The 16,199-nt window shown below is 71.3% G+C and carries 10 protein-coding genes; 8 read left to right on the top strand and 2 right to left on the bottom strand.

Annotated elements, in window-relative coordinates; translation table 11 throughout:
- The first annotated feature begins 274 nt into the window (after nt 1-274).
- Both hpf and ACSMTC_RS14010 read left to right on the top strand, forming a co-directional pair.
- Entirely contained in the window at nt 275-979 is a 705-nt protein-coding gene (gene hpf / locus ACSMTC_RS14015) for a ribosome hibernation-promoting factor, HPF/YfiA family (RefSeq protein ID WP_436564679.1), read from the top strand.
- Between the two features lie 230 nt (nt 980-1,209).
- Nucleotides 1,210-1,977 (top strand): response regulator, encoded by a 768-nt coding sequence (locus tag ACSMTC_RS14010; protein ID WP_436560020.1) that lies wholly within the window; start codon nt 1,210-1,212, stop codon nt 1,975-1,977.
- 129 nt (nt 1,978-2,106) lie between these two features.
- Here ACSMTC_RS14010 and ACSMTC_RS14005 read toward each other — a convergent pair whose 3' ends face one another.
- Entirely contained in the window at nt 2,107-3,369 is a 1,263-nt protein-coding gene (locus ACSMTC_RS14005) for a winged helix-turn-helix domain-containing protein (RefSeq protein WP_436560019.1), read from the bottom strand.
- An 81-nt stretch (nt 3,370-3,450) separates the two neighbouring features.
- Between ACSMTC_RS14005 and ACSMTC_RS14000 the strand changes: the two genes are divergently transcribed.
- Nucleotides 3,451-3,813, top strand: coding sequence for a hypothetical protein (locus tag ACSMTC_RS14000; protein ID WP_436560018.1), 363 nt, complete (start codon nt 3,451-3,453; stop codon nt 3,811-3,813).
- Between the two features lie 205 nt (nt 3,814-4,018).
- Nucleotides 4,019-6,796 (top strand): preprotein translocase subunit SecA, encoded by a 2,778-nt coding sequence (gene secA / locus ACSMTC_RS13995; protein ID WP_436560017.1) that lies wholly within the window; start codon nt 4,019-4,021, stop codon nt 6,794-6,796.
- Nucleotides 6,797-7,067: 271 nt separating this feature from the next.
- Here the strand turns inward: secA and ACSMTC_RS13990 are convergent, their stop codons facing one another.
- On the bottom strand, nt 7,068-7,712 hold the full coding sequence (locus tag ACSMTC_RS13990) for an Rv3235 family protein (protein WP_436560016.1): 645 nt from the start codon (nt 7,710-7,712) through the stop codon (nt 7,068-7,070).
- A gap of 327 nt (nt 7,713-8,039) precedes the next feature.
- Here ACSMTC_RS13990 and ACSMTC_RS13985 point away from each other — a divergent pair, with 327 nt between their 5' ends.
- The 4 genes from ACSMTC_RS13985 (at nt 8,040) to ACSMTC_RS13970 (ending at nt 16,009) form a co-directional block, all read left to right on the top strand.
- Nucleotides 8,040-9,278 (top strand): patatin-like phospholipase family protein, encoded by a 1,239-nt coding sequence (locus tag ACSMTC_RS13985; RefSeq protein ID WP_436560015.1) that lies wholly within the window; start codon nt 8,040-8,042, stop codon nt 9,276-9,278.
- Nucleotides 9,279-9,475: 197 nt separating this feature from the next.
- Entirely contained in the window at nt 9,476-9,985 is a 510-nt protein-coding gene (locus ACSMTC_RS13980) for a DUF6912 family protein (RefSeq protein ID WP_436560014.1), read from the top strand.
- 51 nt (nt 9,986-10,036) lie between these two features.
- Nucleotides 10,037-10,693: an HAD family hydrolase gene (locus ACSMTC_RS13975; protein WP_436560013.1), complete on the top strand. Its 657-nt coding sequence runs from the start codon at nt 10,037-10,039 to the stop codon at nt 10,691-10,693.
- Between the two features lie 369 nt (nt 10,694-11,062).
- On the top strand, nt 11,063-16,009 hold the full coding sequence (locus tag ACSMTC_RS13970) for an NAD-glutamate dehydrogenase (RefSeq protein ID WP_436560012.1): 4,947 nt from the start codon (nt 11,063-11,065) through the stop codon (nt 16,007-16,009).
- The last annotated feature ends 190 nt before the right edge of the window (nt 16,010-16,199 follow it).

The following is a 16,199-nucleotide window of genomic DNA, read 5'->3' as shown; positions in this document are numbered from 1 at the left end:
CACCCGCAGGAGGGTAAACAGGGTGAAACAGCCGGACCGGCGATACTCCGCCGCTACGTTGTTCGACTGGGGAGGCGAAAACCCCTCAGCAGGTGTTCTATGAGGCTCCAAGGGGTTTCAAGCGTTTCTGGTGGGGAGGAAGTGAGGTGAGGACCAGTCGCGATCGCCACCCCCGGCGAGGCGGGGGTTCGGCAGCAGGGCTGGTCCGGCTGGGTCTCAGCCCGATCCGGTGAGCACTCCGGATCGGCGTCAGCACAAGGGATCGGAGTTCTGCGTGGACATCGTCGTCAAGGGCCGCAAGACCGAGGTGCCCAAGAGGTTCCGCGAGCACGTGGCCGAGAAGCTGGAGAAGGTCCAGAAGTTCGACACCAAGGCGATCAGCCTGGATGTCGAGGTGTCCAAGGAGCACAACCCGCGGCAGGCCGACCGGTCCGACCGGGTGGAGATCACCCTTCGCAGCCGGGGCCCGGTGATCAGGGCCGAGGCCGCCGCCACCGACCCGTGGGCCGCGCTCGACCTGGCCTCGGCGAAGCTTGAGGCACAGCTGCGCAAGTCCGCTGATCGGCGCCGGGTGCACAAGGGCGGCACCGGTGGCCGTACTCCGGTCAGTGTCTCGGAGGCGACGGCCGCGCTGGCCGCGCTCCCCGAGACCGAGGCGACCGCGGGCGTGACCAACGGCGCGGTCCGCAAGACCATGATGGGATCCCTGGAGGTGGAGGGCGAAGGACCGCTCGTCGTCCGAGAGAAGACGCACCCCGCCGCGCCCATGTCGCTGGACCAGGCGCTGTACGAGATGGAGCTCGTCGGCCACGACTTCTACCTGTTCGTGGACAAGGACAGCGGACTGCCGAGCGTGGTCTACCGCCGGCACGGCTACCACTACGGCGTCATCCACCTGGAGCCCAACGGCTCGGCCGTTGGCGAGATCGGCGGTGTCGGCGGCGCCGGCGGCGCGATCGGGGAGCCGGACGAGGAGTGACCTCGGCCGGTAGACGCTGACCGCGCACAGCGCCGGTCCAACCGCACCCACGACCGGCGGCGGCCGCAGGCCGCCACCGGTACAACGGAACAGATCGACGGTTCGGGTGACCCCGGCGGCCCAGGCTGCCGGGGTCACCCAGCTGGGCGGTCCGGTGCCGGAGGGTGACCGTGGGGTGGGTCCGCCGTGGAATGATGGCCCGGACACTGACCGACGAGGGGGAGGATCGGATGGGGGAGCACTTCAGGCCCGGCGCGGGGGGAGGCATCGGTGCCGGGCAAGGCCGGGAACGGGCAGGGGAGTTCACGCAACCGGGGTGCCCACCGAACCAGGTCGAACCGATCCGGGTCCTGGTGGTCGACGACCATGCGCTGTTCCGCCGCGGGCTGGAGATCGTGCTGGCCGAGGAGGAGGACATCAAGGTCATCGGCGAGGCCGGCGACGGTGCCGAGGCCGTCCTCAAGGCCGCCGACCTGCTGCCCGACATCATCCTGATGGATGTCCGGATGCCCCGGCGCAGCGGTATCGAGGCCTGCACCGCGATCAAGGACGTGGTGCCCAGCGCCAAGATCATCATGCTGACGATAAGCGACGAGGAAGCCGACCTCTACGAGGCGATCAAGGCCGGGGCCACCGGCTACCTGCTCAAGGAGATCTCCACCGACGAGGTCGCCACCGCGATCCGGGCGGTGGCCGACGGCCAGTCGCAGATCAGTCCGTCGATGGCCGCCAAGCTGCTCACCGAGTTCAAGTCGATGATCCAACGGCGCTCGGACGACCGGGAGTTGGTGCCGGCTCCGCGGCTCACCGACCGTGAGCTGGAGGTGCTCAAGCTGGTGGCGACCGGGATGAACAACCGGGAGATCGCCAAGGAGCTGTTCATCAGCGAGAACACCGTGAAGAACCACGTGCGGAACATCCTGGAGAAGCTGCAGCTGCACTCCCGGATGGAGGCGGTGGTCTACGCGATGCGGGAGAAGATCCTCGAAATAGGCTGAGCCGCGGCCGTGTTGCCGCGCGCGCCGCGACCGGCCGCCCACCGCGATCGACCGCGCACCTGGTCAACCGTGCGCCGCGTCGGCCGCGGCACCGTGACGGCCGCGGCACCGTGGCGGCCGCGCGCCGGGTCACAGCAACCGCTCCAGGGCGGGCCGCAGCTTCTCGTCGGACAGGGCCTCGATCCGGACGGCGTCGCAGCCCACCCACTCGGCGGCCTCGCGCAGCGCCCCGGCCAGCGCCTCGGTGTACTTCGGCGCGTCCAGTGAGACCTGACGGGCGACCAGCGTCCGCCCCTCACGGGCCGGGTCCACCCGCCCGACCAGTCGGCCGCCCGCCAGCAGCGGCATGGCGAAGTATCCGTGTACCCGCTTGTGCTTGGGGGTGTACGCCTCCAGGCGGTGCGCCATGCCGAAGATCCGCTCGGTGCGGGCACGGTCCCAGATCAGTGAGTCGAAGGGGGAGAGCAGCGTCGTCCGGTGCCGCCCGCGCCCCGCGGCGGAGCCGCTGACCGACCCCTCGCCCGCCAGCGCCGCCGGATCGGCCCAGGCCGGTGCGGGCCAGCCCGCCACCTCGACCGGTACCAGACCGGAGTCGGCCAGCACCGAGTCGAGCTGCTCGGCCCTGAGCCGGTGGTAGTCCATCAGGTCGGCCCTGGTGGCCACCCCGAGCGCGGCCCCGGCCTGCGCGACCAGCCGCCGCAGGCACTCCTCGTCACTCGGATCCTGCTCGAACAGCTCGGCGGGTATGGCCTGTTCGGCCAGCCGGTACACCCGCTTCCAGCCGCGCCGCTCGGTGCAGACCACATCGCCGAACGCCAGCGCCCGCTCGACCGCGATCTTGGCGTCGGACCAGTCCCACCACTCGCCGGTCTTCTTGGCGCCGCCCAACTCGGTGGAGGTGAGCGGCCCCGCGGCGCGAAGCCTGTCCACTATCCCCCGGTATGTCTCCGGCGGCACCTGGTGGCCCCAGAGGTGGCCGCGGTCGCGGTAGCGGCGGCGCCGGAAGGCGAACAGCGGCCACTGCTCGACCGGCAGGATGCAGGCCGCGTGGGACCAGTACTCGAAGGTGTTCGCTGTGCCCCAATAAGCGGACTCCACCGCCGGGCGCCCCACCGCGCCGAGGCGCGCGTACGGGACCAGTTCGTGCGAGCGGGCCAGCACGGAGATGGTGTCCAACTGCACCGCGCCCAGGTGCCGCAGCACCCGGTCGACCGCCCGCTCGGCTCCGGATGCGCCCGGCCCGCTCGCCCGCCCCCGGGTGGGGGCGACTTCGGCCGAGGTCCGGGGGCGGGGGGCCGCCCCGGCCCTGCGGTACGGGGCGCCGAGCAGCCCCTGGGCGCGTAGGGCGATCCGGCGGGCCTGGTCGGCGGAGAGAGTCGCGGAGGCGGTCATGCGCGCGAGCATAGGGCCCGGCAATGACAGCGCCCGCCCCCGGCGGCGATACTCTGTGGCCACCATGGAGGGGGACGGGGCATGTACTACCTGTGGATGGCGATCCCGGCCGTGATCTTCGGCGGGCGCTGGATCGAGCGGAACGCGCGTCACGCGCTGAAGACCAGGCACAGGCGGAAGTTGGAGCTGATCCAGGCCGCCGAGCGGCACCAGCGCGAGCTGGAGGCGGCGAACCGGCCGCCGGAGCCGGTCTGCGGCTGCACCCACCACCTCGCCAAGCACGACAGGGCGGGCCGCTGCCACGAGGAGGCCGAGACCCCGGTCGCCTGGGACGGGGACCGCAGGCCGCTGCGCTACGAGGCGCGGCCCTGCAACTGCCAGCAGTACGTCGGCCCCGAGCCGCTGGGCACCGTCTTCGCGGCGCAGCTGGTCGACCCCCGCTGAATTCTCATCCGCGCCGAACTTCCCTCGGTGGTGCCCCTTTTGTCCTACGGCGTGCGGCCACGGGGTATTCCTCTCGCGGGTGACACGGGAATACCGTGCTGACGCACCTCCCACCGTATTGGCCTCCTCGCATACGATGGCCCGTACGGTGGGGTGTCCCGCCTCGCAGTAGTCCAGAGCCGATCCAGGCAAGGAGCCCGCTCAAGTGTCCGTCTTCGACAAGATCCTGCGCGCCGGCGAAGGCAAGATCCTTCGCAAGCTGCAGCGGATTGCTGCCCAGGTCAACTCCATCGAAGAGGACTTCGTCAACCTCACGGACGACGAGCTGCGCGCGCTGACCGACGAGTACAGGCAGCGCCTCGCCGACGGCGAGAGCCTGGACGACATCATGCCCGAGGCGTTCGCCACCGTCCGCGAGGCCGCCAAGCGCGTGCTGGGCCAGCGGCACTACGACGTCCAGCTGATGGGCGGCGCGGCCCTGCACTTCGGCTATGTCGCCGAGATGCGCACCGGTGAGGGCAAGACTCTGGTCGGCACCCTGCCCGCGTACCTCAACGCGCTGACCGGCAAGGGCGTCCACCTGATCACCACCAACGACTACCTCGCCGAGCGCGACTCGGAGTGGATGGGCCGGGTGCACCGCTTCCTGGGCCTGGAGGTCGGTGTCATCCTCGGCAACATGTCGCCGGCCGAGCGCAAGCGCCAGTACGCCTGCGACATCACCTACGGCACCAACAACGAGTTCGGCTTCGACTACCTGCGCGACAACATGGCCTGGTCGAAGGACGAACTGGTCCAGCGCGGCCACAACTTCGCGGTCGTCGACGAGGTCGACTCGATCCTCATCGACGAGGCCCGCACCCCGCTGATCATCTCCGGCCCGGCCGACCAGGCGACCAAGTGGTACGGCGACTTCGCCAAGCTGGTGGTGCGCCTCAAGCGCGACCGCGACTACGAGGTGGACGAGAAGAAGCGCACCATCGGCGTGCTGGAGGAGGGCGTCGGCCGGGTCGAGGACTACCTCGGCATCGACAACCTCTACGAGTCGGTGAACACCCCGCTGGTCGGCTTCCTGAACAACGCCATCAAGGCCAAGGAGCTCTACAAGCGCGACAAGGACTACGTCGTCATGAACGGCGAAGTCATGATCGTCGACGAGCACACCGGCCGTATCCTGGCCGGCCGCCGCTACAACGAGGGTATGCACCAGGCGATCGAGGCCAAGGAAGGGGTGGAGGTCCAGAACGAGAACCAGACCCTGGCCACCATCACCCTGCAGAACTTCTTCCGCCTGTACGACAAGCTGGCCGGTATGACCGGTACCGCCACCACCGAGGCGGCCGAGTTCCACCAGATCTACAAGCTCGGCGTCGTCCCGATCCCGACCAACAAGACGCCGCTGCGCATCGACCAGCCCGACCTGATCTACAAGTCGGAGCCGGCCAAGTTCGCCGCGGTGGTCGAGGACATCGTCGAGAAGCACGAGAAGGGCCAGCCGGTGCTGGTCGGCACCGTGTCGGTCGAGAAGTCCGAGTACCTCTCCCAGGAGCTGCGCAAGCGCGGTGTCCCGCACGAGGTGCTCAACGCCAAGCACCACGAGCGCGAGGCGCTGATCGTGGCCCAGGCCGGCCGCAAGGGCGCTGTCACCGTCGCCACCAACATGGCCGGCCGCGGCACCGACATCATGCTCGGCGGCAACGCCGAGCACCTGGCGGCAGCCGAGCTGGCCCAGCGCGGCATCACCCCGGACAGCCCGGAGGAGTACGACGCGGCCTTCCCGGGCGCGCTGGAGAAGGCCAAGGCGGCCGTCAAGGCCGAGCAGGTCGAGGTCCAGGAGCTCGGCGGCCTCTACGTGCTGGGCACCGAGCGGCACGAGTCCCGCCGGATCGACAACCAGCTGCGCGGTCGCTCCGGCCGCCAGGGCGACCCGGGCGAGTCCCGCTTCTACCTCTCGCTCGGCGACGACCTGATGCGCCTGTTCAAGGCCGGCATGGTCGAGCGCGTGCTCTCGATGGCCAACGTGCCCGAGGACGTGCCGATCGAGTCCAAGATGGTGACGCGCGCGATCGCCTCCGCGCAGACCCAGGTCGAGCAGCAGAACTTCGAGATCCGCAAGAACGTCCTCAAGTACGACGAGGTGCTCAACCGCCAGCGCGAGGTCATCTACGGCGAGCGCCGGCGCGTCCTGGAGGGCGAGGACCTGCAGGAGCAGGTCACCCACTTCATGGACGACACCGTCGAGGCGTACGTCAACGCCGCGACCGGAGAGGGCTTCGAGGACGACTGGGACCTGGAGAAGCTCTGGGCCGCGCTCAAGCAGCTCTACCCGATCACCCTGGACCTGGAGCAGCTGGAGGAGGAGGCCGGCGAGCAGGGCGGGCTCACCCCCGAGTTCCTCACCCGGGTGCTTCAGGAGGACGTCCAGGCCCAGTACGGCGCCCGTGAGGACCAGCTCGGCTCGGAGATCATGCGTGAGCTGGAGCGCCGGGTGGTGCTCTCGGTCCTCGACCGCCGCTGGCGCGAGCACCTCTACGAGATGGACTACCTCCAGGAGGGCATCGGCCTGCGGGCGATGGCGCAGCGCGACCCGCTGGTCGAGTACCAGCGCGAGGGCTTCGACATGTTCACCGCGATGATGGAGGGCATCAAGGAGGAGTCCGTCGGCTACCTGTTCAACCTGGAGGTCCAGGTCGAGCAGCAGGTCGAGGAGGTGCCGGTCCAGGACGAGGAGCAGGCGGAGGCCGAGGCCGAGGAGGCCGGGCTCGCCAAGGACTCCGGTGTCCGGCCCGAGATCAAGGCCAAGGGCCTGGAGGCGCCCAAGCCGCAGCGGCTGCACTACACCGCTCCCACGGTGGACGGCGACGACACGGTCATCGAGGGCGACTTCGACGAGTCCGAGGGCGAGGGTGAGGGCGACGGCCTGACCCGTGCCGAGCGCCGCAAGGCGGCGAAGGCGGCCAAGGGGCGCCGCCGCAAGGCCTGACGCTCCGCCGGATCCAAGGCTCCGTCAACTCCGTTCGACCGGGCGCCACTCACCGCTTCCGCGGGGGTGGCGCCCGTTGGCGTTCCGGCGCCGGTGACGGCTCCTCGAAGGCACGGGGCGCTGCCCGGTCGCTCGCGGGTGCGGATGCCCCCGCGCTTCTGTACCGGTTCCGGGTATCCGCTTCCCGACCGTCCCCGAGGCGCGGCGCACCGAGTGGGCGGCCCGGGACGGCCACGGCCCGGCGCGGGGTACCCGCTCCCTTACTGCGTGCTCAGCGGGCTTCGACGGCGGCGCACTGCCACTGCTCGGTGCGGCGGTGCTGTTCGAGGCGGAAGGCGACCATGTGGTGCCGCTGTCCGAACTCGACCCGGACGCAGACCTCCAGTGCGCCGGGTCCCGGCGCGGAGTCGTACACCCGGCCGAGCCGGTGGCCGACGACCTGGCCGCGCGGGCGCAGCGGGCCGCTCCTGACCAGGGCGGTGAGCTGCTGGTAGGCGGGGACGGTGGTGTGCCGCTGGAGCTGCCCGGCCGGGCGGCGGCCGGTGAGGACTTCCACCAGGCGGTGCGCGAAGCGGGCGGCGAGCTCGCTGTGTCCGCCGCCGTGCGCGGGGGCGCAGGCGGCGCGCGGGTGGCGTGGACGTCGCGGTTCACCCAGGGTGCGCGCGGGGGTGTGGCGGGGTGCCGGTGCGGCGGCCGGCCCGTGCGGGGCGGCGCCGGTGGGGCCGTCCGGAGCGGTGCCGGTGAGCGGGACGCCGCCGGTGAGCGGGGCGGTGGCGGTGGTCGGCGCCGGTGTGGTGCAGGTGCGCGGCTGCGGGAGCGGACGTCGGGCGTGCGGGTGTCCGGCGGTGTGAACCAGGGGGCGTACGCGCGGGGCGCGGAGCGTCGCGAGCTGCGGGACGGCTGCGGGCTCGACCATGGACGGTACCTCCGGCGGATGTCGGTGGGTGGCTGGGCCTGTCGGAGACCTTGGTACCCGCGCCGCCACGGGGCGGCAATCACCCGTCGGCGCTCCGCCGGGGCCGCCCGGCGAGTCACCTATCCGGGTGATGCCCCTTGCGGCCCGAGGGCTTTGGGACCGGGCGGCCGGGCCGCGGGTTGACGCCGGAGGCCGCTCGGGGGCGCTCGAAGGGGGACGTACGCTGGGTGGCAATCGTGGCACGGGCCGGGCGCCGTACCGGGTCTACCGGCCGGTAGCCGGGAGGATCGGGGAAGACGATCCGGAGACCGGAGAGGCGGCAGCGTGATGGTGACTCAGCCCTCGGCCGAGTCGGCGGGAACGGCGGCGGGGCCCGCCGGGACATCCGGCGCGTCCTCGGCGGCCGGTGCCGCGCGTGCCGGGACCGGTAAGGCCGAGACGGACGCCGACGGGGGCGGGCGGGCCCGCGCCGGGCGGGTCGGGGCGGCGAACGGCGCGGTCGTGGACGTGGCCGCGCGGACCGGCGGGGCGGCGGCCGGGCCGGGCGCGGACGGGGTGCGGCGCGGATTGGTGCTCGGCGGTGGCGGGATGCTGGGCGCGGCGTGGACCATCGGGGCGCTGTGCGCGATCGAGGAGAGCACCGGCTGGCAGCCCGGAGGGGCCGAGGTGATCCTCGGGACCTCCGCCGGTTCGATCCTGGGCACGATGCTGGCCGCCGGCGTGCGCGCCGAGGAACTGCGGGACCATCAGCGCGGTCTGCCGATCCGCACCGGCCCGCTGGCCGGAGTGGAATTCGACTACGACACCGCCGTCGGGGGCGCGCTGCCGCCGCGCCCCCGTCCCGGGATCGGTTCGCCCGGCCTGCTGCGGGACGCGGTCCGGCACCCGCGCGAGTACCCGTTCCTGACCATGGTCTCGGCCGTGGTGCCGACCGGCCGCGGTTCGGTGGCTCCGGTCGGCGAGCTGGTACGGGGGCTGGTCGACGGTGACGGCTGGCCGCTCGGGTCCGGGCTGCGGGTGGCGGCGGTGGACTACCGCACCGGCCGCCGGGTGGTCTTCGGCGATCCGGACGCGCCGGAGGCGGGCGTGGCCGAGGCGGTGATGGCCTCCTGTGCGATCCCCGGCTGGTTCGCGCCGGTGGAGGTGGCGGGCAGCCCGTACGTGGACGGCGGCTGCTGGTCGGCCACCAACGCCGACCTGATGGCGGAGCGCGAACTGGACGAGGTGTACGTGCTGGCGCCGATGGCGCTGCGGCCCGCGTGGGCGGGCTCGGCGCGGGTGGACGCGGGGCGCGGGACGGTGGCCGCACTGCGCGAATGGCGGGCCAGGGACCGCCCGAAGGGCGTCCTGGCACAGCTGGTCAGCCGCTACCGGAGGGCGGTGACCCGGCAGATGCTCCGCGAGGCCCGCCGTCTGCGCGACTCGGGCGTCCGGGTGCGGCTGCTCGCGCCGACGCTGGAGGACCTGGCGGTGATGGGGCCGAACATGATGGACCCGGCCCGGCGGCCCGAGGTGCTGGAGACCGCGCTGCGGACCAGCCGGGTGGCCCTGGAGTCGGTGCGGTGACGTCCCGCCCGCGTGGCCGGGCGGTCAAAAGGGGCGGGCGAGGGCGAGGGGAAGCCGGGTACGGATCCGGCACGCCGTTCCCCGCGCTCCGGGGCCCGGCCCGCCTGCCCGGAGGGGACGGACGGGGTGTGAGCCGTATTCTTGGTGCGCGGTGTTGATCAGCCGTCCGAAGAAGCCGAAGAACCGGAGTGCCCCCGATGCGCGTGTACGTGCCCACCACGTTGAACGGTCTGGCGGCGGCGCACCAGGGCGGTGCACTCGACCAGTCGGCGGCGTACGCGGTCACCCCCGCCCTGCGCGAGTGGTATGTCAGCGACGACCTGGAGGAGCTGGAGTACGCGGCGCTCAACCGCGCCGCCCAGGGCTCGCTGCGCCTGCTCGCCGCCGATCCGCAGGCCCCGCGCCGCCGGGTGGTGGTGGCGGTCGACCTGCCCGACTCCGCGGTCGCCCCGTTCCCCGGCGACGAGTACCAGGACCAGGCCTCGCTCGGCAGGGTCGAGCTGCTGGGCCCCGTGCGGCTGGCCAAGGCCGCCGCCGTGCACGCCGATGTCGCCGACGCCGAGGTGGTCGAGGACGTGGCGGCCGCCGTCGAGGCGATCGCGGCCGCCGACAAGGGCGATGCCGACGCCCAGTTCACCGTGGACGGTGCGGAGGACCACGACCTGCTCTGGTTCGCCACCCAGGAGATCCCGGCCCTGCTCGCCTGAGCCGCGGGCCCGGGGCGCGGGCCTGTCAGTCGGTTCGGCTACCGTTCCCGGGTGCGTACACACATCGTCTGGGACTGGAACGGAACACTCTTCCACGACATGGAGGCGGTGCTCGAAGCGAGCAACGCCGCCTTCGCCACGGTCGGGATCGCCCCGATGAGCCTGCAGCAGTACCGGGACTCGTACGAGATCCCGATCCCGCGCTTCTACGAGCGGCTGCTCGGCCGCGCCCCGAGCCAGGCGGAGTGGGAGCACCTGGACGGTGTCTTCCACGACCGGTACACCGAGCTGCGCGGCCGGTGCGGCCTCACCGAGGACGCACCGGCGCTGCTGCGCGAGTGGCAGGCCGCGGGCAACACGCAGTCGCTGCTGTCGATGTACGAGCACGGGCAGTTGGTCCCGGTGGTGGACGGCTTCGGGATCACCCCGCACTTCATCCGGGTGGACGGCCGGATCGAGGGGACCGGCGGGCGGAAGGCGGGCATGCTGGCGCGGCACCTGGCGGTGCTGGCCCCCGCGGTCGAGCCGGGGCGCACCGTACTGATCGGGGACGCGGTGGACGACGCGCTGGCGGCGCTTGAGTCGGGGGCGCACGCGGTGCTCTACACCGGCGGTTCGCACAGCAGGGCCAAACTGGAGCGGGTCGGGGTGCCGGTGGTGGACAGCCTCGCGGAGGCGGTTGAGCTGGCGGAGCGGATCGCCGCCTGACCCGGGCCGGGAGCACCCGGCGGGGTGTGGAGCGGGCACCGGGGCGCTGACCTGACAGAGCCTGAGGGCCCGGCAGGGCACTTTGGACAAGATGTCCAGGTGGGATCGATCTTCCTAAGGGTTTGTGCCTCGGTGTCCCCTGACACCTTCGTTTGGTGCGGCTAGGCTTTCTGGCGTCGTCGGGTTTTGCAATCCGGGCCAAACGACCTCACGTACCCAGATGGAGGGCAAGTCATGCGTGACATGGCCGCCTTTCGTAACCACCCATTAGGGCGGAATCTGGATCATGAGGGAGGATTGCAGACAGACCCGGCGGTGCACCCGACACCACCGAGTCACGCAACGGCGCGCGACAGGAGCCAGACAGCCATGCAGACCAAGCTGGACACAGCCAAGGCCGAACTGCTGACCAAGGCAGCAGCAGCCGCTGAGAACAGCCAGGTGGGGGGAGCGGCGCAGGGGGAGGGCCTGAGCAACGGTGCTCTGACCGCGTACCTGCTCCACTACTACCTCCACACCGCGCCCGAAGACCTGATCGACCGGGACCCGGTCGACGTCTACGGCGCGGCCGCCTCCCACTACAGACTGGGGCTCAAGCGGCCCCAGGGGACCGCCGAGGTCCGGGTGTACACCCCGACCGTCGAAGAGAACGGCTGGTCCTGCGGCCACACCGTGGTCGAGGTGGTCACCGACGACATGCCGTTCCTGGTCGACTCGGTCACCAATGAGCTGACCCGCCAGGACCGCGGCATCCACGTGGTGGTCCACCCGCAGCTGGTGGTCCGGCGCGACATCACCGGCAAGCTGCTGGAGATCCTGGACATCGACGCCTGCTCCCGCAGCCAGGCCGCCGGTGCCGAATGGCCCGCCGACGCCACGGTCGAGTCCTGGATGCACATCGAGATCGACCGTGAGACGGACCGCGAGGACCTCCGCTCGATCGAGGCCAACCTGCGCCGCGTCCTGGGCGACGTCCGCGAGGTCGTCGAGGACTGGGCCAAGATGCGCGACAGCGCGCTGCGCCTGGCCGACGAGCTCGCCGAGCAGCCCCCGGCCCACCTGCCCGAGCAGGAGGTCGGCGAGGCCTGGGAGCTGATGCGCTGGCTGGCCGACGACCACTTCACCTTCCTCGGCTACCGCGAGTACGACCTGGCCGACCACCAGGGCGAGGAGGTGCTGCGCGCCGTCCCCGGCACCGGCCTGGGCGTCCTGCGCTCCGACCCGCTCAGCCACGACGCCGACCACCACCCGGTCAGCGAGGCCTTCGGCCGGCTGTCCGCCCCGGTCCGGGCCAAGGCGCACGAGAAGAAGCTGCTGGTGCTGACCAAGGCCAACAGCCGCGCGACCGTGCACCGCCCGGCCTACCTGGACTACGTCGGCGTCAAGAAGTTCGACGCCAACGGCGAGGTCATCGGCGAGCGCCGCTTCCTCGGCCTGTTCTCCTCCGCCGCGTACACCGAGTCGGTCACCCGGATCCCGGTGGTCCGCCGCAAGGTGCAGGAGGTGCTGGCCGGCTCGGGTTTCAGCAGCGAGAGCCACGACGGCCGTGACCTGCTGCAGATCCTGGAGACCTTCCCCCGGGACGAGATCTTCCAGACCCCGGCCGAGGGCCTGCTCTCCATCGCGACCAGCGTGCTCTACCTGCAGGAGCGCCGCCGGCTGCGGCTGTTCCTGCGCCAGGACGAGTACAAGCGCTACTTCTCCGCGCTGATCTACCTGCCGCGCGACCGGTACAACACCCGGGTCCGCGAGCAGATCACCGCGATCCTCAAGGACGAGCTCAACGGCGACGCGATCGACTACACGATCTACTCGACCGAGTCCGTGCTCACCCGTCTCCACCTGGTGGTCCGGGTCGCCAAGGGCAGCACGCTGCCGGAGCTCTCGGACGCCGACGTCGAGCGGATCGAGGCCAAGCTGGCCGAGGCCGCCCGGTTCTGGATGGACGGCTTCCTCGACCAGCTGCACCTGGAGCTGGGCGAGGAGAAGGCCGCCGAGCTGGGCCGCAAGTACGCCGGCGCCTTCCCCGACGGCTACCGTGCCGACTTCAGTGCGCGCACCGCCGTCGCCGACCTGAAGCAGATCGAGTCGCTGAGCGGCGAGGGCGACTTCCGGCTCAACCTGTACCAGCCGGTCGGCGCCGGCGACGACGAGCGCCGCTTCAAGATCTACCGGGTCGGCGGCCCGATCTCGCTCACCGAGGTCCTGCCGGTGCTCTCCCGCCTGGGCGTCGAGGTGCTGGACGAGCACCCGTACGCGCTCACCCGGGCCGACGGCAGCACCGCCTGGGTGGTCGACTTCGGCCTGCGGCTGCGCGAGGCCACCGGCCTCTCCGACGAGGCCCGCGAGCGCTTCCAGGAGACCTTCGCGGCCACCTGGACCGGCAAGGCCGAGAACGACCGCTTCAACGAGCTGGTCATGACCGCCGGGCTGAACTGGCGCCAGGCCATGGTGCTGCGCGCCTACGCCAAGTACCTCCGCCAGGCCGGGAGCACCTTCTCCCAGGACTACATGGAGGACGCGCTCCGCAACAACACCCACACCACCCGGCTGCTGGTCAACCTCTTCGAGGCCCGCCTCAGCCCCGGCCACCAGTCGGGTGCCCGGGAGCTGACCGAGGGCATCCTGGAGGAGCTGGCCGGCGCCCTGGACGAGGTCGTCTCGCTGGACGAGGACCGCATCCTGCGCTCCTTCCTCAACCTGATCAAGGCCACCCTGCGGACCAACTTCTTCCAGCACGACGCCGAGGGCAACTGGCACTCGTACGTCTCGATGAAGCTCGACCCTAAGGCCATCCCCGACCTGCCGGCCCCGCGCCCGGCCTTCGAGATCTGGGTCTACTCGCCCCGGGTCGAGGGTGTGCACCTGCGCTTCGGCAAGGTCGCCCGCGGTGGTCTGCGCTGGTCCGACCGGCGTGAGGACTTCCGGACCGAGATCCTCGGCCTGGTCAAGGCCCAGATGGTCAAGAACACCGTGATCGTCCCGGTCGGAGCCAAGGGCGGCTTCGTGGCCAAGCAGCTGCCGGACCCGTCGGTGGACCGCGACGCCTGGCTGGCCGAGGGCATCGCCTCGTACAAGACCTTCATCTCGGCGCTGCTCGACATCACCGACAACCTGAAGGCCGGCAAGGTCGTCCACCCCGCCGACGTGGTCCGCCACGACGGGGACGACACCTACCTGGTCGTCGCCGCCGACAAGGGCACCGCGACCTTCTCCGACATCGCCAACGGTGTCGCCGAGGAGTACGGCTTCTGGCTGGGCGACGCCTTCGCCTCCGGCGGTTCGGCCGGCTACGACCACAAGGGCATGGGCATCACGGCCCGCGGTGCCTGGGAGTCGGTCAAGCGCAACTTCCGCCAGCTGGGCGTGGACACCCAGGCGCAGGACTTCACCGTGGTCGGCATCGGCGACATGTCCGGTGACGTCTTCGGCAACGGCATGCTGCTCAGCGAGCACATCCGCCTGGTCGCCGCCTTCGACCACCGGCACATCTTCCTCGACCCGAACCCGGACGCCGCGACCTCGTACGCCGAGCGCCGCCGGCTGTTCGACCTGCCGCGCAGCTCCTGGGACGACTACGACAGGTCGCTGATCTCGGCGGGCGGCGGGGTCTTCCCGCGCAGCGCCAAGTCGATCCAGCTGACCCCGCAGGTCCGTGCGGCACTCGGCATCGACGCGGTCAAGCTCACCCCGGCCGACCTGATGAAGGCCATCCTGCAGGCGCCCGTCGACCTGTTCTGGAACGGCGGCATCGGCACCTACGTCAAGGCGGCCGCGGAGAGCAACGCCGAGGTCGGCGACAAGGCCAACGACGCCATCCGGGTCAACGGCGCCCAGGTCCGCGCCCGGGTGATCGGCGAGGGCGGCAACCTCGGCTGCACCCAGCTCGGCCGGGTGGAGTACGCCGCGGTCGGCGGCCCCGAGGCCACCGGTGGCTGGATCAACACCGACGCCATCGACAACTCGGCCGGTGTGGACACCTCGGACCACGAGGTGAACATCAAGATCCTGCTCAACCAGCTGGTGGCCGACGGTGACATGACCGTCAAGCAGCGCAACGTCCTGCTCGCCGAGATGACCGACGAGGTCGGCCGACTGGTCCTGCGCAACAACTACGCGCAGAACGTGGTGCTGGCCAACGCCGTCAAGCAGGCGCACAGCCTGGTCAACGTGCACTCGCGCATGATCAACCGCCTGGAGGCGGACGGTCAGCTCGACCGCGCGCTGGAGTTCCTGCCGACCGAGCGCCAGATCAGGGAGCGCCAGGCGGCCGGCCGCGGGCTCTCCCAGCCCGAGCTGTCCGTACTGCTCGCGTACACCAAGATCGTGCTGGCCGAGGAGCTGCTCGCCACCGACCTGCCGGACGACCCGTACTTCCGCAGCCTGCTGCACGAGTACTTCCCGACCGCGCTGCGCACCCGCTTCGCCGACGCGATCGACCGGCACCCGCTGCGCCGGGAGATCATCACCACGCTGATCGTCAACGACACGATCAACCGCGGTGGCTGCACCTTCGCCTTCCGCCTCCGCGAGGAGACCGGGGCGACCATGGCCGAGATCGCCCGCGCGCACACCGCGGCGCGCGCCATCTTCGGTCTGGAGAGCATCTGGGACGAGGTCGAGGGCCTGGACAACCAGGTGTCGGCCCGGATCCAGACCAAGATGCGGCTGCACTCCCGCCGGCTGGTCGAGCGCGCCACCCGCTGGATGCTCAACAACCGGCGCCACCCGCTGGACATCGCCGTCACCATCGAGTTCTTCCGCGACGGTGTCGAGCAGGTCTGGAGCAGCCTGCCCAAGCCGCTCCGCGGCGAGGACCTGACCTGGTTCGACTCGGTGTACCAGGAGCTGGCCGACGCCGGTGTCCCGGAGAGCCTGGCCACCCGGATCGCGGGTCTGTCCTCGGCCTTCCCGGCCCTGGACATGGTCGGGGTCGCGGACCGCACGGGTGCCGAGGTGGCCGAGGTCGCCGAGCTCTACTACGACCTCGCCGACCGCCTGCAGATCAGCTACCTGCTGGACCGGATCATCGACCTGCCCCGCACCGACCGCTGGTCCTCGATGGCCCGCGCGGCCATCCGCGAGGACCTGTTCGCGGCCCACTCGGCGCTGACCGCCGACATCCTGGCCTGCGGCCCCGAGGGCGCGACCCCCGAGGAGCGGTACGAGGCCTGGGCCGAGGAGAACGGCACCCTGCTGAGCCGGGCGCGCACCACCCTCGACGACATAAGGGGTTCGGACAACTACGAACTGTCCAGCCTCTCGGTCGCGATGCGGGTGATCCGTACGCTGCTGCGCACGGGTTCGATGCGCTGAGTCTGCCGACAGCCTGACGAGGGCGGTGCCGGGTTCCTCCCGGTGCCGCCCTCGCGGTTTCCGGGGGCGGGCGGGTGAGCCCTGGGGGCAGGCGATGAGCCTTCAGGGAGCGGGTGAGCCCCCCCGGGAACCGACGAGCCCCCCGGGGAGCGGGTGAGCCTTCAGGGGCGCGGGGAACTGCGCGAGTCGG

Origin of the sequence: Kitasatospora sp. HPM-01-4 (assembly GCF_051374625.1) — a bacterium.
GTDB lineage: Bacteria > Actinomycetota > Actinomycetes > Streptomycetales > Streptomycetaceae > Kitasatospora.
Note: the sequence above shows the minus strand (reverse complement) of the source record. Positions and strands in the feature narration are given on the sequence as shown.